At 61.0% G+C, this 24,365-nt stretch carries 23 protein-coding genes; 13 read left to right on the top strand and 10 right to left on the bottom strand.

The window, feature by feature from the left end; translation table 11 throughout:
- Positions 1-29: 29 nt before the first annotated feature.
- From HX805_RS16665 to HX805_RS16650, 4 genes are all read right to left on the bottom strand, one after another.
- The gene (locus HX805_RS16665) at positions 30-1,640 is read right to left on the bottom strand and encodes an argininosuccinate lyase (protein ID WP_003207353.1); all 1,611 of its coding nucleotides are present in this window, start codon (positions 1,638-1,640) and stop codon (positions 30-32) included.
- Between the two features lie 20 nt (positions 1,641-1,660).
- Entirely contained in the window at positions 1,661-2,908 is a 1,248-nt protein-coding gene (locus HX805_RS16660) for an OprD family porin (RefSeq protein WP_008435327.1), read from the bottom strand.
- Between the two features lie 301 nt (positions 2,909-3,209).
- Entirely contained in the window at positions 3,210-3,686 is a 477-nt protein-coding gene (locus HX805_RS16655; RefSeq protein ID WP_177067486.1) for a copper chaperone PCu(A)C, read from the bottom strand.
- Positions 3,686-4,291 (bottom strand): SCO family protein, encoded by a 606-nt coding sequence (locus tag HX805_RS16650; RefSeq protein WP_003207358.1) that lies wholly within the window; start codon positions 4,289-4,291, stop codon positions 3,686-3,688. Before HX805_RS16650 ends, HX805_RS16655 begins: the two co-directional genes overlap by 1 nt.
- Positions 4,292-4,556: 265 nt before the next feature.
- On the opposite strand from HX805_RS16650, the gene HX805_RS16645 reads away from it, so the two are divergent.
- Together HX805_RS16645 and HX805_RS16640 are read left to right on the top strand one after the other, a co-directional pair.
- Positions 4,557-4,940, top strand: coding sequence for a DUF2946 domain-containing protein (locus tag HX805_RS16645; protein WP_003207359.1), 384 nt, complete (start codon positions 4,557-4,559; stop codon positions 4,938-4,940).
- Between the two features lie 62 nt (positions 4,941-5,002).
- Complete coding sequence (locus tag HX805_RS16640; protein ID WP_003207361.1) at positions 5,003-5,557, top strand: putative natural product biosynthesis protein; 555 nt, start codon at positions 5,003-5,005, stop codon at positions 5,555-5,557.
- Here the strand turns inward: HX805_RS16640 and HX805_RS16635 are convergent.
- A complete protein-coding gene (locus HX805_RS16635) occupies positions 5,532-6,461 on the bottom strand; it encodes an aromatic alcohol reductase (protein WP_177028169.1) in 930 nt (309 codons plus the stop codon). The genes HX805_RS16640 and HX805_RS16635 overlap by 26 nt on opposite strands.
- 90 nt (positions 6,462-6,551) lie before the next feature.
- Here HX805_RS16635 and HX805_RS16630 point away from each other — a divergent pair, with 90 nt between their 5' ends.
- Positions 6,552-6,956 carry a helix-turn-helix domain-containing protein gene (locus tag HX805_RS16630; protein WP_177081459.1) on the top strand — a complete coding sequence of 135 codons (405 nt, stop codon included), beginning with the start codon at positions 6,552-6,554 and terminating at the stop codon, positions 6,954-6,956.
- Here the strand turns inward: HX805_RS16630 and HX805_RS16625 are convergent, their stop codons facing one another.
- Positions 6,957-7,883 (bottom strand): LysR family transcriptional regulator, encoded by a 927-nt coding sequence (locus HX805_RS16625; protein ID WP_003207367.1) that lies wholly within the window; start codon positions 7,881-7,883, stop codon positions 6,957-6,959.
- A 149-nt stretch (positions 7,884-8,032) separates the two neighbouring features.
- Here HX805_RS16625 and HX805_RS16620 point away from each other — a divergent pair, with 149 nt between their 5' ends.
- Together HX805_RS16620 and HX805_RS16615 are read left to right on the top strand one after the other, a co-directional pair.
- A complete protein-coding gene (locus HX805_RS16620) occupies positions 8,033-9,055 on the top strand; it encodes an NAD(P)-dependent alcohol dehydrogenase (RefSeq protein ID WP_003207368.1) in 1,023 nt (340 codons plus the stop codon).
- Positions 9,052-10,218: an MFS transporter gene (locus HX805_RS16615; protein ID WP_003207370.1), complete on the top strand. Its 1,167-nt coding sequence runs from the start codon at positions 9,052-9,054 to the stop codon at positions 10,216-10,218. The genes HX805_RS16620 and HX805_RS16615 overlap by 4 nt, the downstream gene beginning before the upstream one ends.
- Positions 10,219-10,234: 16 nt before the next feature.
- Here HX805_RS16615 and HX805_RS16610 read toward each other — a convergent pair whose 3' ends face one another.
- The gene (locus HX805_RS16610) at positions 10,235-10,978 is read right to left on the bottom strand and encodes an SDR family NAD(P)-dependent oxidoreductase (RefSeq protein WP_177117109.1); all 744 of its coding nucleotides are present in this window, start codon (positions 10,976-10,978) and stop codon (positions 10,235-10,237) included.
- 282 nt (positions 10,979-11,260) lie between these two features.
- Here HX805_RS16610 and ispC point away from each other — a divergent pair, with 282 nt between their 5' ends.
- Positions 11,261-12,502, top strand: a complete 1,242-nt coding sequence (gene ispC / locus HX805_RS16605; RefSeq protein WP_177081460.1) for a 1-deoxy-D-xylulose-5-phosphate reductoisomerase — start codon at positions 11,261-11,263, stop codon at positions 12,500-12,502.
- Here the strand turns inward: ispC and HX805_RS16600 are convergent, their stop codons facing one another.
- Positions 12,503-13,450 (bottom strand): LysR family transcriptional regulator, encoded by a 948-nt coding sequence (locus HX805_RS16600; RefSeq protein ID WP_003207376.1) that lies wholly within the window; start codon positions 13,448-13,450, stop codon positions 12,503-12,505.
- Between the two features lie 254 nt (positions 13,451-13,704).
- Between HX805_RS16600 and HX805_RS16595 the strand changes: the two genes are divergently transcribed.
- The 3 genes from HX805_RS16595 (at position 13,705) to HX805_RS16585 (ending at position 17,969) form a co-directional block, all read left to right on the top strand.
- The gene (locus tag HX805_RS16595) at positions 13,705-15,837 is read left to right on the top strand and encodes an FUSC family protein (protein ID WP_087692419.1); all 2,133 of its coding nucleotides are present in this window, start codon (positions 13,705-13,707) and stop codon (positions 15,835-15,837) included.
- A gap of 73 nt (positions 15,838-15,910) precedes the next feature.
- On the top strand, positions 15,911-16,414 hold the full coding sequence (locus HX805_RS16590; RefSeq protein ID WP_003207381.1) for a FadR/GntR family transcriptional regulator: 504 nt from the start codon (positions 15,911-15,913) through the stop codon (positions 16,412-16,414).
- A 238-nt stretch (positions 16,415-16,652) separates the two neighbouring features.
- Positions 16,653-17,969: an OprD family outer membrane porin gene (locus HX805_RS16585; RefSeq protein ID WP_003207383.1), complete on the top strand. Its 1,317-nt coding sequence runs from the start codon at positions 16,653-16,655 to the stop codon at positions 17,967-17,969.
- 6 nt (positions 17,970-17,975) lie between these two features.
- Here HX805_RS16585 and HX805_RS16580 read toward each other — a convergent pair whose 3' ends face one another.
- Entirely contained in the window at positions 17,976-18,704 is a 729-nt protein-coding gene (locus HX805_RS16580; protein WP_158213527.1) for a helix-turn-helix transcriptional regulator, read from the bottom strand.
- A gap of 208 nt (positions 18,705-18,912) precedes the next feature.
- Between HX805_RS16580 and HX805_RS16575 the strand changes: the two genes are divergently transcribed.
- Together HX805_RS16575 and HX805_RS16570 are read left to right on the top strand one after the other, a co-directional pair.
- A complete protein-coding gene (locus HX805_RS16575; RefSeq protein WP_003207388.1) occupies positions 18,913-19,818 on the top strand; it encodes a LysR family transcriptional regulator in 906 nt (301 codons plus the stop codon).
- A gap of 94 nt (positions 19,819-19,912) precedes the next feature.
- The gene (locus tag HX805_RS16570; RefSeq protein WP_087692417.1) at positions 19,913-20,929 is read left to right on the top strand and encodes a hypothetical protein; all 1,017 of its coding nucleotides are present in this window, start codon (positions 19,913-19,915) and stop codon (positions 20,927-20,929) included.
- Between the two features lie 261 nt (positions 20,930-21,190).
- Here the strand turns inward: HX805_RS16570 and HX805_RS16565 are convergent, their stop codons facing one another.
- Complete coding sequence (locus HX805_RS16565) at positions 21,191-21,847, bottom strand: metalloregulator ArsR/SmtB family transcription factor (protein WP_177081461.1); 657 nt, start codon at positions 21,845-21,847, stop codon at positions 21,191-21,193.
- A gap of 180 nt (positions 21,848-22,027) precedes the next feature.
- Here HX805_RS16565 and HX805_RS16560 point away from each other — a divergent pair, with 180 nt between their 5' ends.
- Together HX805_RS16560 and HX805_RS16555 are read left to right on the top strand one after the other, a co-directional pair.
- Positions 22,028-23,086 (top strand): YhcG family protein, encoded by a 1,059-nt coding sequence (locus HX805_RS16560; protein WP_177039892.1) that lies wholly within the window; start codon positions 22,028-22,030, stop codon positions 23,084-23,086.
- 78 nt (positions 23,087-23,164) lie between these two features.
- The gene (locus HX805_RS16555; protein WP_177081462.1) at positions 23,165-24,364 is read left to right on the top strand and encodes a lysozyme inhibitor LprI family protein; all 1,200 of its coding nucleotides are present in this window, start codon (positions 23,165-23,167) and stop codon (positions 24,362-24,364) included.
- Position 24,365: the final 1 nt, after the last annotated feature.

Below are 24,365 nucleotides of genomic sequence, written 5' to 3'. Positions count from 1 at the left end.
CAAGCCCGCTCCCACATTCAGATCGCATTTCAGCCCTTGGCGTTGAGCAACTTGTCGAAGGCCTTGTCCAGGTTGCCTTCAGCACCTTTCAGCTTCTCACGACGCTCCTTCAACCAACTCTGGTCCGCGTCGAGATTCTTGCGCGCTTCCACCAGCATCCGCTTGACCTCTTCCGGCTGCGGCCCACCCGTACCCTTGCGAGTCTTGACCATCGTGGTCGGCGACAGTGCAGCACGGAAACCGGCCTCATCCAGCGGCAACGTATTCGGCGTCCATTTGTATTTGTCCGCGGCCTGCGTGTACAGCTTCTGCGCGTCCGCATACGCGAAGGTCTTCGGCGTGGTGCCATTGCTGCGCGCCTCGGTGACGATCAACGAGGCGAAGCTGTGGCCAATACGGAACGGCACCTTGAACTGACGCTCCAGGGTGTCGGCCAACTCCATGGACGTGGTCCATTCCGACTCCAGCTCATCCAGCGCTCGCTGCGGGTTGATCTGCAGCGCATCCAGCACGGCATCCATGCTTTTGAACATGTCATCGGTGGACTGGAACAGCCCCAATGAATCGAACGCAAACTTGTAGTCGGTCATGCCGGTGGTGACGTTATGCGCGCGCAAGGTCACGGTTTGCGCCAGGCCCACCACGTCGGAGGCCGATTCCCGAGTGCGCATCAACAACCCCGGGTTGCGTTTTTGCGGCATCGCACTGCTGGTGTAGGTGGACTCTTCGTCCAGCAGCAACCAGGGGCGGATCTGATGGTACTGGGTATGGATATCGCCAATCATCGCGCCGATGCGGATCGCCGAAGACGCCGCGAGGTTGGCCGCCTCGATCGGGATGTCGTAGGTCGACACCTGGCTCGAATCCAGGGAGTTTTCCCGCACGCCGTCGAACCCCAGCAACTCGGCCAGGCGTTCGCGGTTCAGCGGGTAAGCGGAGTTCGCCAGTACCGCGGTGCCCATCGGGCTCAGGTTGAGGCGGGTGTAGAGTTCACGGATGCGTTGGCCGTCGCGATCAAATGCGGCTTCGAACGCCAGCAGGTAGTGCGCATAGCTGATGGGCATGGCCTGCACGCCGTTGGTGTAGGCGGGCACCAGGGTGTCGATGTTCTTGTCGGCGATGTTCAGGATACGTTGGCGGGTGGCGTTCAGTGCCTCGCTGTAGGCCAGCACCTGGGAGCGCAGTTTGGCCAGGCGGTAGGTGGCGAGCATGTCCTGGCGGCTGCGGCCGGAGTGGATCAGCGACGCTTCCGGACCGATCTTGTCGGTCATGATTTTTTCCAGTTGCAGCACGTCTTCCGGGCGCTTGCCATCGGGCTGGTCGGCCTGGTCGATGGCAAAGCGCACGCCGCCGGCGATTTTGTGGCCCATGTCCGGCTTGACGATGCCTTCTTCGGTGAGCATCACGATCGAGGCTTTGTTGATGCGGTTCAACCAGGCGAACTGGGTTTGGGTCGGGTCGCCCTTGGCCTTGTGGGCGCTTTGCGAGGAGCCCGGCGTGGCGCCGACTTTGGCCGCCTGGGCGGCGCATTCTTCGGTGGTTTTGCAGGGCAACGCGCCGGTGTCGGCGGCGTAGGCGCCGTAACTGCTGAACAGGGCAAAGGCGACGGCCAGGTGGATCAGGCTTTTTCTGCTATTCATGTGCAACGCTCCGGGAAAAATCACAGCAAGGGCAGGGTGTAGCTGACGATAAAGCGGTTCTGGTCGATATCGCTGCCGCTGCCATTGCTGCGATACGTGCCATTGCGCCATTTCACTTCAAGGTTCTTCAGGGCACCGCTCTGGAACACGTAGCCGATATCGGTGTTGCGCTCCCACTCGGTACCTTCCAGGGTTCGGGTACGCACGAAGTTGTCACCCTTGAGGTAGCGGGTCATGAAGGTCAGGCCGGGGATGCCGAGGGCGGCGAAGTCATAGTCGTAGCGGGCCTGCCAGGACTTTTCCTCGGGGTTGGCGAAGTCCGGCGAGATCATCACGTAGTTGACGAGGTAGGAGTCGGTACCGTCCAGGTGGGGGAAGCCGGTGGTGCCTTTCATGCGCTGGTAGGCGGCGCCGAACGAGTGGCCGTGGAGGCTGTAGGTGAACTTGGCACCGAAGGCCTGGTTGTCGATGTTGCTGTTGCCTTCCTTGCTGGAGTCGGCGTAACGCAGGTCGGTCTTGAACGACTGCGCGTCACCCAGTGGCAGGGTATGGACCAGGTTGAAGATGTGTTGCTTGTAGTTGTTCTCGAGGTTGGCGTAGTGGTAGCCGGTGACCAGGGTTTTGGTCCAACTGTAGCTGGCACTGGCGAAGTCGAATTTATCGCTGGGCACGGCACCCTTGATGCCTTTGCCGTCGACTTCGATGTCTGCATGGCCGCTGTCGTTACGCAGGGTGTTGCTGGTCAGGCGCCCGGCATCGAAGGTCAGGCCGGCGATGTCCTGGCTGGTCAATTGAGTGCCGCGAAAGGTCTGGGGCAGCAGCCGGCCATCGTTGGGCAGTACGGTCGGCAGCTTGGGGATCAGCGTGCCGAATTTGAGCACGCTTTTGGAGATCCGCGCCTTGGCGGTGGCGCCCATTCGACTGTAGCTGTCCGGTGCGCCATCCTCGCCCACGGGAAGCAGGCCGGTGTTTTGGCGGTCGGGGCTTGAGTCCAGTTTCAAACCCTGCAGGCCAATGGCATCGAGGCCAAAGCCCACCAGGCCTTCGGTATAACCCGACTGGTAATTGAGGATCAGCCCTTGGGCCCACTCATCGCGTTTGGACTGGCTCGCGTTGGGCTGGCGGTAATCGCTGTTGAAGTAGAAGTTGCGAAATTCGAGGTCGGCCTTGCTGTCTTTGAAAAAGTCAGCTTCGGCAAAGGTTGGGAAGGCGAGGGTCAAACCGAGGGTGGCCGAAGTCAAGCCCAGGGTAATGGGGGATTTGTTCATTGTTATTCCCGTTGTCTGCTGCTTATTTTTAGAATTATCTGGCCGGACGGCGACAGGGAGACGCGTCCGGCTTGCGCAGGCTAACGAGTTGTATTGCAGATTGAAAATATATAGAAAGTGTTGAGGCGAGACGAAAAAAGTATGAAGCGGACGCCCGATTTTTCAGGCACTGAAGGGCGAATGTGGGAGCGGGCTTGCTCGCGAAAGCGGTGGATCAGTCAATACATCCGGTGACTGTCACACCGCATTCGCGAGCAAGCCCGCTCCCACACAAGCCCGCTCCCACATTTTGATCTGCGCTTTAGTGCATCTTGCTGTGATCCATGGTTTCCGTCGCATTCAACGCACGGACTTGGGCCTTCACTTCGATCGACTGCTTTTCACCCTTGGCATTTTCCACGGTGACGGTCAGCGGCACCTGGTCGCCTTCCTTGATCTGGGCGGTGAGGTCGATCAGCATCACGTGATAGCCATCCGGGTCGAGCTTGACGGCCTTGCCGGCGGGCAATGGCACCGAGTCCACCGGGCCCATGCGCATCACGTCGTCCTTCATGGTCATCTCATGGATCTGCACGGTCTTGGCGACCGGCGAAGCCACGCTGAGCAGTTTGCTGTCGCTGTCGGCGGTAACGGTCATGAACGCGCCGCTGGACGGCTGGCCCGGTACCGAGGCGCGTACCCAGGCGTCGGTGACCACTGCCTGTGCACTGGCGTGGGCGGCGAGGCCGAGCAGGGAGAGACCGAGGGCGAAGCGCTTGAGGTGTTGAACGGCAGTCATTAGCAGACCTCCATGACGGTGAGCAGGTCTTCTGCGCACTCTTTGGCGTTAAGCGAGGCAGACAAGCCCAGGCGCAGGGTGCCCCGGGTGTCGAACACAAAGCTGGTGGCGGTGTGGGAGAGGGTGTAGCTGTCGCCGGCGGGGATCTTTTCATAAAAGATCCCGAATTCCTTGGCGGCCACGGCGATTTCTTCCGGGGTGCCATACAGCGCCTGGAAGCTGGGGTCGAAGGCCTTGACGTAGGCGTCGAGTATCTTGGGCGTGTCGCGTTCGGGATCCAGGGTGATAAACACCACCTGCATGATCTTGCCGTCGCGGCCCATCAGTTTTTTCGCCTGGGCCATGCGCGCCAGTGTGGTCGGGCACACGGCCGGGCACTGGGTGAAGCCGAAGAACACCACTGGCATCAAGCCACGGAAGGAACTCAAGGTGACGGTCTCGCCGTCAGTGTTCTTGAGCTTGAAGGTGCGGCCCATGATCTTGTCGCTCAGATCCTTGCCGTACTTGAAGTTCAGTTTCGGGCTGTTGTCACAGCCGGCCAGCAGGCCCAGGCCCAGCAATCCCATGCCGGAGAGGACTTTGCGGCGGGTGAATAACGTACTCATCAACTGTGCATCCTGTGAAGCGCCTGGGTACCACGAAGCGTTAAATCAGGCGAGGAGAACGTGGCATTCTAACAACCCGGGCCTCTGGGCGTAATCTGCGACGTTCTGTCACAGGCCCTGCCGAGCAAGACCAAATGTGGGAGCTGTCGAGCTTGAGCGAGGCTGCGAAGGGATCGCCTCGGTATTCCTGCAAGACCGTGGCGTCTGCATCGCAGCCTCGCTAAAGCTCGACAGTTCCTACAGGGGGAATGGTAAAGTCGCCGCCATGAAACTCTCCCGCCCGGACCGCTCACTCATTGCCTGGACCCTGTATTTTTGCGTCCTGTTCAATGTGTTCGTCTGCGGTTTGGGCCATGGGCAGATGATGGGGCTTGAGCTCAATGGCCTGGGCGGTCAGTTCTGCTCAAGCCTGGGCACCAAGGCGCCGGCCTCGGATGCCGGCCTGGGCAATCCGACGGCCAGCAGTTGGTCGAACTTCTTCGCCTGCCCGGTGTGCTCCGCCGTGACCCTGGGCATCGTCTTCCTGTTTTGCCTGGCCTGGCTATTGGGCCTCGGGCAAAAGCCGCGCCCGGCCCATGAGCGGCGCAACAAGGCCCCTCCACGGTATTCCTGGCCCTCGGCCAACCCTCGCGCTTCCCCTGCATTCTGACGTGTGCCCCGGGCTTCCTGATACCAGGAGGCGTTCTATCGTCACGAGTGTGAGTGCGTTCCATGAGCTCTATCCTGCCTTCCGGCGCTGCCCGTCTGGTCAGCAAGGCGTCGCGCCGTCCGTCCCGCGGCGACGTGTTGCTACCGTCTGTCGAATACCCGAGTAACGCCCGCTGTTTCGTCCACCTGGATGCACGGTTGCTGCCGTACTGGCACACCTTGTTCGACATCTGCCCCGGCCTGCTCAAGCTCGACCCGCCGGAGGGCTTGAACCTGTTTCGCAGCTTCATGACTTGGGCTTACCGCAACCGTCCCTCCCTGGACTGGACCTACCATGTAAACGTGTGCCGTTGGCTGCTCGGTTCGGTGTATCGCACGCAGATCGATGAAGAGCCCATCGAAGCGTTCATGACGGCGGCCGCGGCCCGTTGGGTCAGCGATGACACCAGCCAGGTCCGGGGCGTGGTTGTGGCCTGGCAAGGCGCGCCGCTTCAGGTGGTGGACTGGAAGCCGGGCAGTGGCGTGGCGCTGCAAAGGCTGCCGCCGCTGCCCTGGGATTTCGCCTGGTGCACGTTGGACAGTCAGGGGCAGTTCAGCGGGTGGTTGCCGGTGCCTTGAGGTTCTGCTCAATCCATTGGGCAACGCTGGTCACGGCGATCTGTTGTTGCCCATTGAAGGTAATGGCAGGGTCCCAGGCCACGCCGTTGCCTTGGGCGAAGGCCACCCGGTATTTCATCAGGTTGTCCTCGGGTGCAGCGGCCAGTTCCGCTTCCAGGTAGCGCACCGACCAGCGTTCGCGTTTGAGGGTGAGCCCCAGTTGCGCATCCACGGTATCGGCCAGCTCGCCGTAGGTCAGGGTGTCGCCGGCGGTGTACACCACCTGATTGGTGATCGGCGGCGTGCTGAACAGGATGCGTGCCGTCAGCAGGCCGATGTCCTCAGGCGTGGTGACGGTGACAGCGGTGTCCCAATCTCCCAATGCATGCACGGTATTCTGCGCCAGGTCGACGACGCCGAAGGACGGTTCAAACAGGAAGCTGGTGAACATCCCGGTGGAGACAATCACCCATTGCGTGCCTTGCTGGGAGCGCAGCAAGTCGCGCACGTCAAGCTGTTCATCCCAGAGGTCCTGGGCCGAACCGCGGCCGATCACGTCGTAGTCCACACCGAACTGCCACGGTACATAACGTTTCACGCCGCCTGCGATGACCGCGCGGGTCAGCTTGCGCTGAGTGCCGGGGCCTGCGGCAAAGCCGATGCAACTGATCACGGTGTGATAGTCGGCGAACACCGTTGCCAGCTCGGCCTCGGAGCCATTGGCCAGGTCACCCGCCAGCAGCTCAATGCCCAAGGCGCGCAGTTCGATGATTTCCTGCTGTTTGGCCGGGTCGGGGGAGTTCAGTGTGGCGGGGCGCAGCAACACCGTCACAGACACATTTTGCGGTGCAGCCAGGCGGGACAGTTGGCGCAGTACCGCCAGGCCCAGTTCGCCGGCGCCCAGTACAAGGATCGAAGCAGTCATAGGGGTCTCGGTTCAGGTGAAAGTCATGCCATGCTTGCAGAATTGCCGACCGCGCATAAGAAGGCACACCAGTGATACCGGGAGTAGAAGGTGGATAACGACGAGATCATCAGGCGCTCACAAGCCGCCTGTGAAGCCCTTAGCGCTGATGAAGACGGGCTCAAACGGCAGGTGCTGACCCATGCGGGAAACCGCTGGTCGTTGGGCATCGTGCACCTGTTGGGCGTGAACGGCCGGCTGCGCCACGCCGAGATCGGCCGACGCATGGAGGGCGTCACCCGGCGCATGCTCACGCGGACCTTGCGCCAGCTGGAGCGCGATGGCCTGGTGCTGCGCCATGACTTCCAGGAGGTGCCGCCCAAGGTCGAATACCAGCTATCGGAGTTGGGCAAACAGCTGCTGGTGCACATGATTCCGTTGTGGACGTGGGTGGTGGAAAATGCCGACGGATTCAGGCGATCCCGGGAGCAGTTCGACGCTGATCAGGCGCTGTGATCAAGACGTGGGCCGGCAGTCTGCACGTTTGCTCGCAGGCCCATCCTCGGGAAACAGGTGCGCATGCAGGTAGTCGATAAACACCCGCAGCTTGGGCGTTGGATGGCGGCCCGAAGGCCACATGATCCGGAAGTTCTCTGCTTCCGAACACGCCTCCAGCACCGGCACCAATTGTCCGCTGTCGAGCCATTCACGAATGGCGAAATCCGCCAGGTAGGCGATGCCGATACCTTGCACGGCAAAGCAGATGCGCGCTTCCAGGTTGTTGCAGACCATCGCGGCGGGCAGTGGGAAATCAGCTTCCACCCCGTCCTGGCGCAGGGGCCAGCGCTGCATTTTGCCGGTGTTGGGGTAGCGGAACTTGATGCATGCATGCTGAGCCAGGTCTTCCGGCCGTTGCGGCGTGCCGCGCTCGGCGAGGTAAGCCGGTGATGCTACCAGCAGCATCCGGTAGCCGCCGATCAGGCGCGATGTGAGGCGCGAGTCGGGCGCTTCACCGCTGCGCAGCACGGCGTCGTAACCTTCTTCCACCACGTCCACGCGGCGGTCGGTAAAGCTCAGGTCCAGCTGCACCTCGGGGTAGGCTTTCTTGAATTGCGCGAGCACCTGCAAGAACGGATGGCCCACCAGCGGCAGGCTGACCTTGAGCCGGCCACGAGGCGCCGACACGGTTTGCGAAAGCTCGGCTTCGGCTTCGTCGATCTCCATCAGGATGCGCCGGCTGCGCTCCAGAAACAGCTCGCCCTCGGCAGTCAGCGTGACGCTGCGGGTGCTGCGGTTGAACAGGCGCACACCCAGGCGTTCCTCCAGGCGTACCACGCTCTTGCCGACTGCCGAGGCCGTTACGCCCAGCACGCGCCCGGCGGCGACAAAGCTGCGGGTTTCGGCGACCTGCACAAAAACATTCAGGGTGTTGAGGCTGTCCATCGAGGCTCCGGTTTGGCTGAGGCGAGGCCTGGCTACCTTATCCCGATTGCGGAACAAAAGCTCCGTAGACAGTGGAGCCGGCGCCCCCTTAATCCCGTGAGGACAGGCCCATATCCTTGTGGCATTGCCCATTCACGAGGAATACCAAGATGACCGACACCATGAAACGCTGGGAAACACCTGCATTGGGACTGCACACACTGCGCCTTGCCGACGTGCCACGCCCCATCGCGAAGGCCGGGGAGGTATTGGTGCGCGTCGAGGCCGTCTCGCTCAATTACCGCGACGGTGAAGTGGTCGAAAACAGCATGGGTGCCGACCTCACATTCCCATTCACGCCGGCCTCCGACATGGCGGGCACGGTGGTCGCCGTGGGCGAGGGCGTTACGCGTTTCAAGGTGGGCGACAAGCTGCTGTCGACGTTTTTTGCCGGATGGGTCGATGGCGCTCCGCTGTCCTGGAGTGAAGCGCCGCCTCAGGGTGGCCCGCTCCCCGGCATGCTCGCCGAGTACGTGGCAACACCTGCCGAATGGTGCGTGCATGCGCCCCTCAGCCTCACCGCAGGGCAGGCCAGCACCTTGCCAGTGGCCGCCTTGACGGCGTGGATGGCGCTGTTCGAACTGGGCCACCTGCACGCCGGCCATACCGTGGTGGTGCAGGGCACCGGTGGCGTCTCGTTGTTTGCGGTGCAACTGGCTGCGGCCAATGGTGCCCGCGTTATCATCACCAGTAGCAGCGATGAAAAGATCGCGCGTGCCATAGAGCTGGGTGCCACCCATGGCATCAACCGCAGCCGGGTACCGGAATGGCACACGGCGGTGCAAGCGCTGACCGATGGGCGTGGCGCCGAACATATCCTGGAAATGGCCGGCGGTGACAACCTCACGCGTTCCCTGCACGCGGTAGCCAACGGTGGGCGCATCTCGGTGATCGGCCTGCTGGAGAGTGACCAATTGAATGCTCCGGTCATGGCCTTGCTGGGCAAGCGGGCCTCCATCATCGGCATCTCCGTGGGGCCGCGCCGCGCATTGGAAGATCTGATTGCCATGATCGACCGCCACGGCATCGAGCCGGTAATCGATCACACCTACGGCTTCGAGCAAGTGCCCGAAGCCTTCGCTCATCTCGGGCGCGGTGCCTTTGGCAAGATCGTGATCGAGGTCGGCCGGTGATCTACATCATTCTGGGTCTTTTCGGCCTGTACACCCTGGAGTTTGGTGTGGTCGGTATTTTACCGATGATCGTCGAACGTTTCGGCATCAGCGTGTCTCAGGCCGGGTTATTGATGGGCTTGTTTGCGCTGATCGTGGCGGTGCTCGGGCCTTTCCTGGTGCTGATGGCGTCGCGCCTGGCGCGCAAGAAAATCCTGGTGGGCGCGCTCTTTGGTTTTTCCGTGTGCAGCGTGCTGTCGGCGTTTGCGCCGAACTTCGAAACCTTGATGGCGTTGCGGGTAATTCCGGCGATGCTGCACCCGGTGTTTTTTGCCGCTGCGTTTTCCACCGCGGTGTCCTTGTACCCCAAGGACCGCGCGGCGCATGCCACGGCCCTGGCCGTGGTGGGCACCACCTTGGGCCTGGTGCTTGGGGTGCCGCTGACCACATGGGTGGGCGCGAGTATTTCCTATGAGGCATCGTTCTTCTTCTGCGCTTTGGCAACGGGGTTGGCAGGTGTCGGACTGCTGTTGAAACTGCCCCATCATGAACGCCCGATGCCGCTGAGTTTCGGCAAGCAACTGGCGGTGCTGCGCAGCCTGTCGGTGTGGCTGGCGATCATCGCGACGGTGCTGGTGTTCACCACGATGTTTTCGGTCTACAGCTATGCCGCCGAGTACCTCAGGACCCAGACCGGCATGGATGGCCAGGCCATCAGCATCATGCTGGTGATCTTCGGCGTGGGCGGTGTCACGGGCAACCTGTTGGTGGGCCGGTTATTGGGCAAAAGCATGGTGGCGACGGTGGTGCTGTACCCCATTGTGCTGGCGGCGGCGTACGTGGTCTTGTACGCGTTCGGCAGCCCGTCGTGGTGGTCGATGAGCTTGATTGTGCTGCTGTGGGGCGCTGCGCATACCTGCGGGCTGGTGGTCACGCAAGTCTGGCTGACCTCGTCGGCGCCCGAGGCGCATGAGTTCGCAACCAGCCTGTATGTGTCCTCGGCGAATGCCGGCGTGGTGATCGGGGCGTCCGTGGGCGGGCTGTTTATCAATGCATTCGGCACCACCGGAGTGATCGGCTGCGGCTTGATATTTGCCGCACTGTCATTGCTTGTGATTGGGTGGAAGGCCTTGGCGTTCGGAGGCGCCAAGGCATTGCCCGCAGACCTGTGCGCTGCGCATTAGGCCTGCGGGGCCATGGTCAACGCAGGGTGTAGCCGCCGTCGACCACCCAGTCCTGGCCAAACACACTGCGTGCGCCCTGGCTCAACTGGAACAGGATCACATCGGCAATAGCGCCCGGCTCCAGGAATTGCCCATTGAGCAGGCGCTGATTGACTGTGGTGGCAACGCCGCCCAACGCTTCGTCACTGAGCCCCAAGGTGCTCCAGATCGGCGTGGCGGTGGGGCCGGGCGATACCATGTTCAGACGAATGCCATGGGGCGCCAGCTCCACCGCCAGGGTGCGCATTTGCGCCCGCAAGGCGGCCTTCGAAGCAATATACGCGGCGAGCCCAGGGAAGGTCGCCAGCTCCAGGAATGTACCGATAAATACCACCGACGCCTGGGCGGCCATTTGCTCGCGTAGGCTGCCGAGGGTGTTGAGAGCCGCGGCTCCATTGACGGCCCATTGCCGGTCAAAGGCGGCCAGGTCCAGGCCATCGGCCAGTTGTGCGATCCCGGCATTGGGCACGAGGTACTCCACCGGTCCGATGGACGCCGTCAACTGCGCCAGGCGTGCCTGGTCGGCAGCCTGGGTGACATCCCCCGCCAGCCAGTAGAGCTGCTCGCCAAAACGCTCCGCCAATGCGCCCAATTCGCCAATCTGTCGCGACATGGCGACCACTTGCGCACCTTGTTCAAGCAGCTTGCAGGTGACAGCCAGGCCGATACCTGAACTGGCACCGGTCACTACGGCAAGGCGGTGGTTGAAGTCATTGTTCATGGGGTTCTCTTTATAGATTGCCAAAGGGGCGCGCAGCACTGATCAGGATTCATGCCATATGAAAAGTTCCTATAAATCAGTTGGATATATTTTTTGTAGTCGATATGACACGAGTGTTATGTAGTCCTTATGACGTGCTGTAGTCGTTATGACCAAGGCCCGTTTTCGAGCTGATCGAAGGCTTGGCTTTTTTGCGATAGTTGTTGGCGTTATCGCGATGACGGCGCTGGCACTTTCCTTGGTTAATGGCGGCTGTTTTCTCTACGTCAGGCTCATTACGTCATGTCGCTTATTCCGCGCAAAAAAGTCATTCGCCAGGTGATCGCCACCCGTCAACGCTTGCAAGCCATCAGCGTGCTGGGCGCTACCGGTTCGGTGGGCGTCAACGTATTGGACGTTATCGCGCGTCACCCCGAGCGCTATAAAGTCTTCGCCCTCAGCGGGTTCACCCAACTGGAGCTGTTGAAAAAACAATGCTTGTTGCACCGTCCGGACTACGCCGTGGTGCCCACGCCGCAAGCCGTGGCGACGCTGCAGAAGCAACTGTTGGAGGAGGGCTCTCAGACTCAGGTAGTGGGCGGCGAAAGCGGTCTGAAATTCGTCGCCGGTCACCGGGATGTGGACACGGTGGTGGCCGCTATCGTCGGTGCGGCGGGCTTGAATGCAACGATGGCCGCCGTCGAGGCCGGCAAGAAAATCCTCCTGGCCAACAAAGAGGCACTGGTGATGTCCGGTGCGTTGTTCATGCAGGCGGTGCGCAGCAGTGGGGCGGCGCTGTTACCGCTGGACAGCGAGCACAACGCAATCTTTCAGTGCCTGCCGTCCCATGCTCAACACGGCCTGGCCCACGCGGGCGTGCGGCGCATTCTGTTGACTGGCTCCGGCGGGCCGTTTAGCCAAACGCCGATGGCGCAACTGCACAACGTAACGCCGGACCAAGCCTGCGCTCACCCGAAATGGTCCATGGGCCGCAAGATTTCGGTGGACTCGGCAACCCTGATGAACAAGGGACTCGAACTGATCGAGGCCTGTTGGTTATTCGGCGCCAGGCCGTCCCAGGTCGAGGTAGTGATCCATCCGCAAAGCGTCGTCCATTCGCTGGTGGATTACGTCGACGGCTCAATGCTCGCGCAGTTGGGGAACCCGGACATGCGCACGCCCATCAGCCATGCCCTGGCCTGGCCGCAACGGATCGATTCAGGGGTTGAACCACTGGATTTGTTCAAGGTGGCCCGGCTGGATTTCGAAGTACCGGACGAGAAGCGCTTTCCTTGCCTGGCCCTGGCGCGCGAGGTGGCGGATGTGGGCGGCACGGCACCGGCGTCGCTCAATGCGGCCAATGAAGTCGCGGTGCAGGCCTTTCTGGACGGACGCATCGGCTTCATGCAGATCGCCGAGTGCATCCGGCATGTGCTGGACAAGGAGCCGGTGGTGGCGGTGACGGACCTGTATGGCGTCATGGAGGCCGACGCCAGTGCCCGCCGGTGGGCACTCGGATGGCTGAATCAGCACTATCAGCGATGATCAGCCGTAGCTGACCCGGTCGCGAATCTTCAGCACAGCCTTATGGTCGGCCAGCACTTCCGGGAGTGAACTGCGCAGGTACTCCACCCAGGTTTTGATTTTTGCATCCAGGTAGTGCCGGGAAGGGTAGATGGCGTACAGGCTCAGTTCTTCCAGGCGGTACTCGGGCAGGACTCGCACCAGAGTGCCGCTGCGCAGCCCCTTGATTGCCGCATGCACCGGCAGGATGCCCACGCCCATGTCGTTGCTGATGGCGGTCTTCATGGCGTCGACCGAGTCCACCAGGAACGGCGAGCTGCTGATGGTGACGCTCTCCTGGCCACGGGGGCCGTCGAACGTCCAGTCTTCCAGCGGGATCACCGGGCTGACCAGCCGCAGGCAGGCGTGGCTGAGCAGGTCTTGCGGCGTTTGCGCGGCACCATGGTTTTTTATGTAGGACGGTGAGGCGCAGACGATGCTGTAGGTCGTGCCCAGTTTCTGTGAAACGTGGCTGGAATCGGGCAGGTCAATGGCCAACACAATCGACACGTCGAACCCTTCGTTGACCAGGTTCGGCGTGCGGTTGCTCATGCTCAGGTTGAACGTCACGTCGGGGTAGTTCTTGCGGTAGCGTGCGATGGCGTCCACCACGTAGTGCTGGCCGATGCCTGTCATCGAGTGCACTTTCAACTGGCCGGTAGGGCGTGTGTGGGCGTCGCCGGCTTCCAGCTCCGCTTCCTCGACGGAGCGCAGGATTTGCTCGCAACGCAACAGGTAGCGTTTGCCGGATTCGGTCAGTGCGGTACGGCGTGTGGTGCGGTTGAACAGGCGGGTTCGCAGGTGGGTTTCAAGGTTGGAAATGGAGCGCGAAATATGGGTGGTGTTGCTATTCAACTGCACTGCCGCGCCAGTAAAACTGCCGACTTCGGCAACGCAGCGGAAGATGCGCATGTTCTGCAGGATGTCCATCGATGCTCTCCAGGTGGAACGTTTTTTAGTGTGGCATGAACTCATCCACGGCTGTAAACGCTATTTATTGTGGATTTTTACGTAACAGTCATTCACGTTTCTGATGACTTACCGGGGCGCATGGAAGCCCCTAGAGTCGCCGCCCCATTTCCCGTCAGCCGGAAGGTCGCGTGCCTCGACTCACTGTTCGTCGTTTCAATATCGCCGGTAGAGCGGGCCGCTGGCTGGTGTCGCTGCCCTGGCGCCGGGGCTTCATGGAGTGGGCCCGCAGCGATGGGGTGATGTGGATCTACCTGGGCAAGGTATTGATCGCCTCGTACCTGACCCTGTGGCTGGCGATGCGCCTGGAACTGCCACAACCGAGCACCGCGATCACCACTGTGTTTATCGTGATGCAGCCCCACAGCGGGCACGTCCTCGCCAAGAGTATCTATCGCTTCATCGGCACGTTGGTGGGCTCATCGTTCATGGTGCTGTTGATGGCCCTGTTTGCCCAGAGCACCGAGCTGTTTCTCGCGGGCCTGGCATTGTGGGTGGGGTTGTGTTCCGGTGGTGCCGCGCGCAATCGCAACTTCCGCGCCTATGGATTTGTGCTCGCCGGCTACACGGCGGTGATGGTCGGGCTTCCCGTGGTGGGCCATCCGCAGCAGGTATTCATGGCGGCCGTCTGGCGAGTGCTGGAGATCACCTTGGGGATCGTCTGCGCGACGCTGATCAGCGCCACCGTATTGCCTAAAACCTCCAGCGTGGCGATGCGCAACACGTTGTACCAACGCTTTGGCCGCTTTGCCGGATTTGTGCGGCAGCGCCTGCGTGATACCGGTGACCAGGCGGCCTTCGAGAGCGCCAACCTGGGGTTTATCGCCGAGGCCGTTGGCCTGGAAGTAATGCGCAGCGTCAGCGTGTTCGAAGACCCTTACATGCGCCAGCGCAATGGGCGAATCAACCGCCTCAACAGCGAGTTCATGGCGATCACCACGCGTTTCAACGCGCTGCATCAACTGCTTGAACGGGTTCGCCTGCGCGGTGGCGTGGAGGTGGTCCAGGCCGTCGATCCGGGGTTGATCGCGTTGGCCGAGCTGCTCAAACCCTTCGCCGGGCACCCATTGACGGACCGTGACGCGGCCGTGCTGTCCACCGAACTGAAAGTCTACAAAGCCGGCTTGCCAGACCGGGTCCGGCGCCTGCGTGCGGCGTTGCAACATACCGCTCCCGTAGCCGATGACCTGCTGGACTTTCACACCGCGTATGAACTGCTCTACCGCTTTGTCGACGAGCTGCACAGCTACGCCCAGACGCATGCGTCCCTCGCCGATCACAACCATGTGCGAGAGCAATGGAACGAACCGTTTCAACCTCGGACCAACTGGCTGGCGACCCTTGCGGCCGGGTTGCGCGCCGCGGTGGTGTTACTGGTGCTCAGTACGTTGTGGATTGCCACCAGTTGGCCCAGCGGCGCGGCCATGACCCTGGTGTCGGCGCTGACCGTAGGCCTGTCGGCGTTCTCTGCCAACCCCAGGCGCATGTCGTTTCAAATCGCCTGCGGTACGCTACTGGCAGCGGTGATTGGCATTTTCGAAGTGTTTTTCGTGTACCCGATGATCGACGGTTTTCCGTTGCTGTGCGTGGTCATGGCGCCGGTGATCGTATTGGGTTCGTTCTGGCTGGCGAGGCCGCAATTGGCCGGCTATGGCCTGGGCATGCTGGTGTTTTTCGGCACCAGCTCAGTGCCTGCCAACCTGACGCTGTACAACCCCTACGGGCTGATCAATGACTATCTCGCCATGGTTTTTGGCATGTTGGTGTGCGCCGCGGCGGGGGCGATTATCCTGCCACCCAACAGCCCTTGGCTGTGGCGCCGGCTGGAACAGGATCTGCGCCGCCAGGTGGTGGTTGCCATCAGCGCGCCGTTGCCGGCGCTGGGCTCCGGTTTCGAAAGCGGCACCCGCGACCTGCTCAACCAGGCCTACAACTTTGCGGCGGGCAGGGCATCGGTGCAGCATCGCCTGCTGCGCTGGACGTTCGTGGTACTGGACGTGGGGCACGCGATCATCGAGTTGCGCCGCGAGCAGGCCCGGTTGCCGGCGCAGGCCTGTTACGCCGAGAGCATGCCCTGGCGCCTCGCCATCCGGGCAATGGGTCGCGCACTGGTGCGGTTGTTCGTCAAGCCTGGGCCCGGTTATTTGCAGCGCGCGCTGGAGGCTGTCGAGCACGCCATTGAGTGCGTGCAACAGACCGATGAGCCATTCGCCGGGAACTTTGAGACTTCAGCCCTGAGACGGGTGGAAAGCTACCTGCACTTCATCCGCACCTCGCTGCTCGACCCGCAATCGCCGCTGGTCCACTACAACCAGCCGGGAGAAAAAGTGGCGCAATCGAGCGACTAGTTGGCGGGCCGGAAGGAGTCTGGGTGAGCATAAATCTCCATACTCGAGGGGCATGATCTTTCAGGAGTGGCCCATGTACGCCGGTCTTTGCAATCACGCCTGGGTCGCCTCGATCATCGATGGCATTCGTGAACAACGTAGCGCGATCCGCGACCACCTGGAGGCCCAGTACCTGCTGGAAGTCGAAACCGCCCGACTCGCTGCGCGCCGTCGCACCCTGGAGGATATCCGCCGGTTGTGGCACGCCCTGGCGCGGCGTGGCGAATATAACCTCGGGGATCAACTCGACGATTTCGTCGACCGCGACCAGGCCTTGCACGGTGCGGTGGCCGTGGCTTCCCACAACGTGGTCTTGCAGTCGATGTACCGCGCATTCAGCTCTTCGTTCCACAGCCAGTATCTGGCGATTTTTGCCGACAACGAGTTGTATGAGCCGGGGCTTGAAGCCCATGCGCAAGTCGTCCAGGCGATTATCTTTGGCGATGAAGACGCGGCAGTCGAGGCGGTACGCGCGATGTTCGATCCCATGCTGGAAAAGCTCCGCTGGCTGTCGGAGCGAGACGGCACTGCAGCGTGAGTCGTTGTACTCGCAGTTGACTTAAGACCCTCGAGGAAAGCCCGTTCCAGACGCCTGCGCGTCGTCCTCATTGTTACAAAAACTGGAAAAGTGAATGCCCGTTTTGGCGGCTGTTTTCACAACCGCCAGGCCTATATCGTGCGCGCCTCCCGTCGAATGAAAACACTGCAACACACAATAAAAAACGGCTGCCATCACTGGGTCGACGGGACAGTCGTGTTCACTGTTCGGAGCCTTCATGAACCACAAGACTTACCTGGCCCTGGCCGTTTCTTTCGGCGTTGTACAGCAGGCGGCTGCATCGGGTTTTATCGACGACAGTAAAGCGACCCTGGACCTGCGCAACTTCTATCTCAACCAGGACACGCGCAATGCCAAGGGGGCCTCGGACCGGGAATGGGGCCAGGCCTTCATGTTCAATTATCAGTCCGGTTTCACCGAGGGGGTGGTGGGCCTGGGGTTGGATCTGCAAGAGCTGTACGGCGTACGGCTGGATGCGTCAGGGCGTGCCGGCAAGGTGGGGGAGGACAACACACCCGGTAGCGTCTTCCCGCTGTCTGATGGCAAGGCTGCCAATGATTTCAGCAAGACCGGGGTCACCGGCAAAGTGCGCATCTCCCAGACCCAACTGAAAGTGGGCACGCTGATGCCCCGGGTGCCGGTACTGATGTATGAAGACGGCCGGTTGTTGCCCCAGACTTTTCGTGGCTACCAGGTGGACTCCAAGGACCTGAAAGACTTCAACCTCGTCGCCGGCAAAATCGAGCAGGTGCTTGACCGTAACTCCAGCAACGGCCAGGGCTTGTCCATCGCTGGCGCAAACGATCCGGTCAAGGGCACGTCCAGCAATCAGTTTTACTACGGTGGTGTGGATTACGCCGTAAGCAAGCAGATGCAGTTGCAGTATTACTACGCGAATCTTGAAAACTTTTACCAGCAACACTTCTTCGGCCTGGTGCACAACTGGCAGTTGCCGGTGGGCCAGTTCAAGAGTGACCTGCGCTACTTCCACAGTACCTCGGACGGTAAGAACTCCAGTGCGGCGGGGCGTGCCGAGGGCTACGTCAGCTCGGGTTACTACGGGCCGGGCGTCAACAATGGCAAGGTCGACAATAACCTGTGGAGTGCCTTGTTTACTTATTCGCTGCAAGGCCATTCGGTGAGCCTGGGGTATCAGAAAACCACGGGCGAAAGTGACTTCCCCCATATCAACCAGGGGCAGGGCCGCTCGGTGTATTTGATCACCAACTCCCAGTCGTTGAAGTTCGTCAACGCCGGGGAACAGGCCACGGTGGCCAGCTATGCCTATGATTTTGCGAACCTGGGCGTGGCGGGGCTGAAGACCAGCGTCACCTACATACATGGCAGCCACATCCGCACGGCAGGTCGTGACAATACCGAGTGGGAGCGGGACGTGCGGGTTGACTATGTGATTCCTGCCGGCACCTTCAAGGGGATTGGGTTCATGTGGCGTGGTGCGGTGCTGCGGGGTAATGACAGCGCTGACAAAGACGAAGCCCGGTTGATGGTCAGCTACAGCATTCCCTTGCTGTAGGCCGGCTCAACGCTGGGCGAAATACCTGGCCGGGCTGCAACCGAACACCGAGCGGAACACGGCGATAAAGCTGCTGGAGCTTTCGTAGCCAATCGCGGCGGCGGTGCTGCTGACGCTTTCCCCCGCCGCGAGGTTTTCCAGGGCCACCATCATCCGCAAGCGTTGGCGCCAGGCGCCGAAGCCCATGCGGGTCTGGGCAGCAAACAGCCGCTCCAGGGTGCGTGCACTGGCGCCTACCTCGAAGGCGATTTCCTTGAGCGGCCGAGTGTCGTTGGGGTTTTGCTTGATCAGGTTGGCGGCGCGCACCGCGCGTTTATCCGAGGGCTCAGGCAGGTAAAAGGCGTCTTGCTCAAGCAATGCCAGGTGGTCCAGCAGCACGGTGCCCAGGCGGCTTTCGCGGCTGTGCTCGGGGTACTCGCCTGGCAGTTGCGCGCAGGCCAGGATCAGCTCGCGCACCAGCGTCCCGACATTTAACACTGCGCAGCGGGCCCACGGTGGAATGCTGGCCGCGCCCTGACGCACATATACGGTACGCATCGACACCTGACGCGAATGCTTGAAGGTGTGGCTGACACCTGGCGGAATCCAGAGCGCCCGCTGCGGTGGCAGAACCCAGATGCCTTCGGCCGTCAGTACCGTCATCGAACCTTTGATGGCGTACATGATTTGCGCGTGTTCCGGGTGAACGTGAGGTTCACGCAAGCCGGGCAAATACTCCCGGACCAAACCTTGCACGGGGGCCGCGCCAAACTTAATCGATGGGTGTTCAAGCATGGCGCGGTCCCGATATTTTCTAGATAAGGAGGGATTTTGTGCCAGATCAAAAGGGCTGTAAAGCCGCAGTTTGGCCTACCGAAAAACCGTCGGATTGGCTAGGGCGCTTGGGTTTGCGGTTGGGTACTGTCGATGCTTTTGGCGTGCGCCCTTCAAGGAAACCTCACCGATGTCCATCGGAAAAAACTTCGCCGGCGTCATCGCCTTCATGAAAGTCGCGGCCAGCGAAAGCTTCAGCGAGGCAGCACGCGACCTGGGCATTTCAGTGCCTTCGGTGAGTCGCAGCATTACCCGCCTGGAAACCCAACTGGCGATCAAGCTGCTGGAACGCACGACCCACAGCGTAGCGGTCACGCAGGAAGGGCGCCGGTTTTTTCAAGAGTGCCTGCCCAGTGTCGAGCATCTGTTGCGCACGACCGAAGCGCTGAAACACGCTACCCAGTCGCCGTCCGGCGTAGTGCGCGTAAGCTCTACCGTGGGTTTTGGGCGCAAGTGCATTGCGCCGCTGTTGCCTGGGTTCTGTAAGTCCCACCCGGACATCACCCTCGAATTTGATCTGAATGATCGCCATGTGGATTTCGCCGAAGGTCGCGTGGATGTCGCGATTCGCAACGGGCGGCTGGAGGACGCCGATGTGATCGCCAGGCAACTGGCGCCGATGAGTTTCGTCACCTGCGCCGCGCCTGAGTACCTGCACTCAGCCGGCTACCCGCAGACCCTGGAAGACCTTGCGGCGCACAAGACTATCGCCTTTCGCCTGGCGCAGTCGGGCAAGCCGCATGTGTGGGAGTTTGAAGTCGACGGGCAGTTCATACGGCTGCCGTTGCCTTACAGCCAGTTGTTCAATGATCCGGAGCTAGTGGCGCTCGCGGCCGTAGCCGGCGGTGGTGTGGCACAGCTGGCCGGCTATCAGGCGCAGCACTGGATCGCGCAACAGCGTTTGATCGTTTTGCTGCCGGGTTATGCGGCGCAGGCGCGGGGCAGGGGGCATTACATCTGCTATCGGCAGCGCGACAAGATACCGCTGCGAGTCAAGCTGTTCGTCGACTACATGGTGCAAGCCTTCCAGGCATGACCATTGGGTAAAAGGCTTTTGCCTGGGTGCCTAATTGTCGCGGGTGGCGATGGCTGGGCACTATCCGGGTGATATTTATCACCGGGAAATCAATATGTTAAGCAAAGCTATCAAACCCTGGCTGGAATGGCTGTGGCTGCTGCCTTTCGCCGCGGCGCTGTATTATCCGTGGGCGCTGGCGTGGAGTAACCAGGCGCATGTGGCAGGCGCCGGCACCCCGGTCGTCCTGGCGCTGATCCTGAGTGCCTATGCGGTGCCGCTGTTGGCGTTTGCCTGTGTGTATGTCACCGGTGTTCAACCGGTCATGAGCGCACGCCTGGTCCTGGCGCGACGCTTGTCGTGCCTGGCGGTGGCTGCGCCTCCTGCGTACACGCTTATGGGCGTCTTGCTGTACCTGATGAAAATCGAGGGCCACGACATCGCGGTATGGAGCGGGCTGTGGCTGGCGCTGGCGGGCTTTTTTGCGATGGTGTCGTCAACGGGCCCGAGCACCAGCCTGGTGACCTTGGACAAGACCTATATCAAGCTGCGTGTCGCCCACGGCATCGCCTCGGTGGCGATCCTGTTGGTGTTTCTCGCGCCGCACCTGTTCAACCACCTCCTGGGTGTACTGGGTACCGATGTGCATAAGTCGGTGATGGACGTGCTGCGACGGGTGTATCGCAATGGCTGGCTGGAGCCGGTGATCATTGTCACGTTTTTCTTTCAGATTCTCAGCGGGCTGGTGTTGATTCGCCCGAAGACCGTCACGCGTGCCGACCTGCTGGACGCGTTACAGACCGCCTCCGGCACCTATCTCTCGCTGTTTATCGCGTCCCATATCAACTCGGTGTTTACCCTGGCGCGTTACTTCGGCACCGACACCGATTACGCCTGGGCCGTGGCCGAGCCCGTAGGGTTATTGGCGGATCCATGGAGCATTCGGCTGCTGCCGCATTACTCGCTGGCGGTGTTCCTGCTGATTGGGCATCTGGGTTGTGGTTTGCGAGGTGTATTGCGTAATCACAATGTCAGCGAGTCACGCAGTTCGCTGTTGACCTGGCTGGTGATCGGCATGGGCGCCATAGTCACGATCATCATTACCAGCGGCATGCTGGGGGTCAGGGTTTAGGCTGTTTACGGCACCGTAAAAAGTATTGGCTTGTGTAATTCAAAGCGCTCAACGTATTATCCAAGATCTCTCTTGGTTATATGATTGGTGGGCATTGCGCCACTACACCGGAATCTGTCCTTCCTGCAATGGGCTTGAGTACGGCGTGAGGCTTAGGCTGCGATGGACTGCGCAGCGCTCGTGAATCCTGAACCGTTGGTGTATCCGGGACACTGCGGCGCTGGAATTGCGGTTGCTGCGCAGCCCATCGCAGCCTCTTTCTTACAGGCGGCGGGGCTGGATGCTGTAGGCGCAGCGTCGATCCCCAGAGATCAAATGCTCGCAGCGTTCCACCACATTCTCATCGCCCAGCGCAGCCTGGAAAATCTGCAACTCCGAGCGGCAGAAACCCTGGCATTTGCGGGCGGCCACGCAGATCGGGCAGTGGTTCTCCACCAGCAGCCAGCCATCGTCCAGCGGCTCCATCTGCGCCATGTACCCGGCGCGTTCGCGAATCTGTACCAGGATCTCGACTTTCTCCCGCAAGGTCGACGCGGCGGAGCAGGCCTGGGTGTATTCGTGCCTGGCCGTCGCTTCCATGCTGGCGATGACTTTTTCCACGCCTTCGCTGCCAAAAATTCCTTCAATGGACTCGATCAGGTGCAACGTCAGTACGCTGTGGGAATCGGGGAATTTGCTTTGGGCGGTTTCGGTCAATGTCCACTTCAACGAGGGCCGGCCGGCACCCGAGATGGGGGCCGATACACCGACGATCAACTGCGCGACCTGCAACTTCTGGATTTGCTGGCGGGCGGCTTCGGAGGTGATTTCCAGCAGTGCAGCCAGGTCCGTGGTTTTCAGCGGGCCACGGGTCTTGAGCAGGAACAGAATGCGGTCCCCGGTGGATGCCTGGCTGTCGTCGGTGGGTGTGGCGTTCATAGATCGGGAATAACCATGGAAGTGACCGGCTCATTTGACCACAGCACGCATGTTGAGGCACCCCTTGATGCGCCTGAAGGTACGGTTCCAGTTGATTTGTATCGAAAGCATTCTGCTGGCCCATCACGCATTTTTCCCTCGCTACTATCGGCCGCCTGCCCAACCCACGAGGGAAAAGGAATGAGTGAGACCCCCGATAGCCTGAACACACCACCCGAGGGATACAGCGACTGGCTGTCCGATCTCAAGAGTCGAATCCACTGCGCCCAGCAACGCGCCACCCTGGCGGTAAACCGCGAGCTGGTGTTGCTGTATTGGCAAATCGGCCAGGATATTCTGACCCGGCAAGCGCGGCAGGGCTGGGGGACCAAGGTGATTGAGCGGCTGGCGCAGGATTTGCGTTCAGCATTTCCGGAGATGAAGGGTTTTTCGCCGCGTAACCTGAAGTACATGCGCGCATTTGCGGAGGCGTGGCCGGACTCCGAATTTGTGCAACAGGCTGCTGCACAATTGCCCTGGGGCCATAACCTGGTGTTGCTGGACAGGCTGCCCGGGCGCGAAACCCGTCGCTGGTACATTGCCCAGGCCATCGAGCACAACTGGTCGCGCAACGTCCTGGTGATGCAAATCGAGGGTCGCCTGCTGGAGCGCAGCGGCAATGCGGTCAGCAACTTCGAGGGGCTTCTACCCAAGGCGCAATCCGACCTGGCTCGCGAATCGCTTAAAGATCCTTACCGTTTCGACTTCCTGGGCCTGTCCCTTGACGCGCAGGAGCGTGAAATCGAAAACGCCCTGGTCAAACATGTCACCGATTTTCTGCTGGAGCTGGGCGCCGGTTTTGCCTTCGTGGGACGGCAAGTATTGCTGGACGTAGGGGGCGAGGAGTTTTTCGTCGACCTGCTGTTTTATCACCTCAAGCTGAGGTGCTACGTGGTGATCGAACTCAAGGCCGGTAAATTCAAACCCGACCATCTGGGGCAGTTGGGCTTTTACCTCGCTGCGGTAGACGCCCAGCTCAAGCACCCGCAGGACAGCCCCACCATCGGCCTGCTGCTGTGCAAGAGCAAGAACGAAGTAGTGGCCGAATACGCTCTGCGTGACAGCTCCCGTCCTATTGGGGTTGCCGAGTATCAGCTGGTGGAATCCCTGCCGGCAGAGCTGCAAACCAGCCTGCCCAGCATCGAACAGATTGAACGTGAACTGGCAAGTGATCGCCCCTCCATGGCCAGTGCTTCGTAGGACAGTGCCGACAGGCTGGACATTGGCAATCGCGTCGGCACAATGAGCGCCTTGAAAGGAACTCACCCAAGGAAAGCCATGGCCCGCCGTATTCATTCTGCCTACCCAATGTTGTTGCTCGCTGGCGCGCTGATAGGCGCAGCGATGCCTGCCAGTGGCGCGTCCTTCGATTGTAAAAAGGCCTCCACCACGGTGGAAAAGGCCATTTGCGCCAGCCCTGAATTAAGCGAACTCGACACTACGCTGAGCGTTTACTACAGCCAGGCAATGGCCAAACTGGCACCCGACCAGCGCGACGAATTGCGCCGTGGCCAGCGCACGTGGTTGCAGACTCGCAACGCGTGTGCCGGTGCCCCGGAACAATTGCCCGGCTGCCTGCAATCCCAACTGAGCCAGAGAGTGGTCGAGGTGGGAACCATCACCCACAAAGACACCGCAGCCCTTGACGCAATCATTGCCAGTATTCCGTACCATCCGGCCCAGGCAGCTGAAGGGCTTCGGCGCTACCCGATGAACGATCTGGCCGCCTCCTGGCTGGTCTACCTGCAGCGTTTTGAACCTGACAGTGGCGTTACGGAGAATGAGGCCGAGGAGAATCGCAAGCAGGTTCTCATAGCACTCAAGGAAGACAGTTTTCCCTGGTCGATCTGGCAGGACCTGCAGAATGATCCTGCTGTCAGCCGTGACCGGGTGATGTTGACCTTGCTGCGCATGATGATCGAGCGCCAACAGTATGAGATGTACGCCGACCAACGCCCGTATGTGCACTGTTTCGTTTTCAGCCGGCAGGGTGAGGTCGCGTATGAGTCGTTCGGGTCGTTGTACGGCTCCACCCGCGACAGCTTTGCGCCGATTTGTGCCCCTCAGGGTGATCTGTTTGCACAGCCGGCGTGGAAGCGGTTGGACGATTCGTTTACCGAGCCTTTGTCCACTGCATCGCAGAACGAAGGCACCATCCGCTTTGCCAGCTACGCCGACTGGAACACGCTTTCCCTCAAGGCCACCGCGTCGCCTCGGCTGTTTCTCCAGCCAGGCACCGCAGCGCAGGCCCAGGACCCGGAATCAGCCCTGCACAACTGGGGCGCGGATAAACAGTGGCCTGCCAGGCAACGTCAGCAAGCGCTGGCCGCCATTGAGCCCGCACGGCAAGCGACGAGTGACTGGCTGCAACGCGAGCGCGGCTTCTCTGTTGCTGATGCCAGGCAAGCAGCCCGGGAAATCGTTCGGCAGTGGATGAACCTGCGCCTGGACTTTATCGGCGGCCCCAGCGAGAACTAAT

Source organism: Pseudomonas sp. G5001 (assembly GCF_013385475.1).
Classification (GTDB): Bacteria; Pseudomonadota; Gammaproteobacteria; order Pseudomonadales; family Pseudomonadaceae; genus Aquipseudomonas.
The sequence above is the reverse complement of the archived record's forward strand: the minus strand, read 5'-3'. Positions and strand labels throughout refer to the sequence as shown.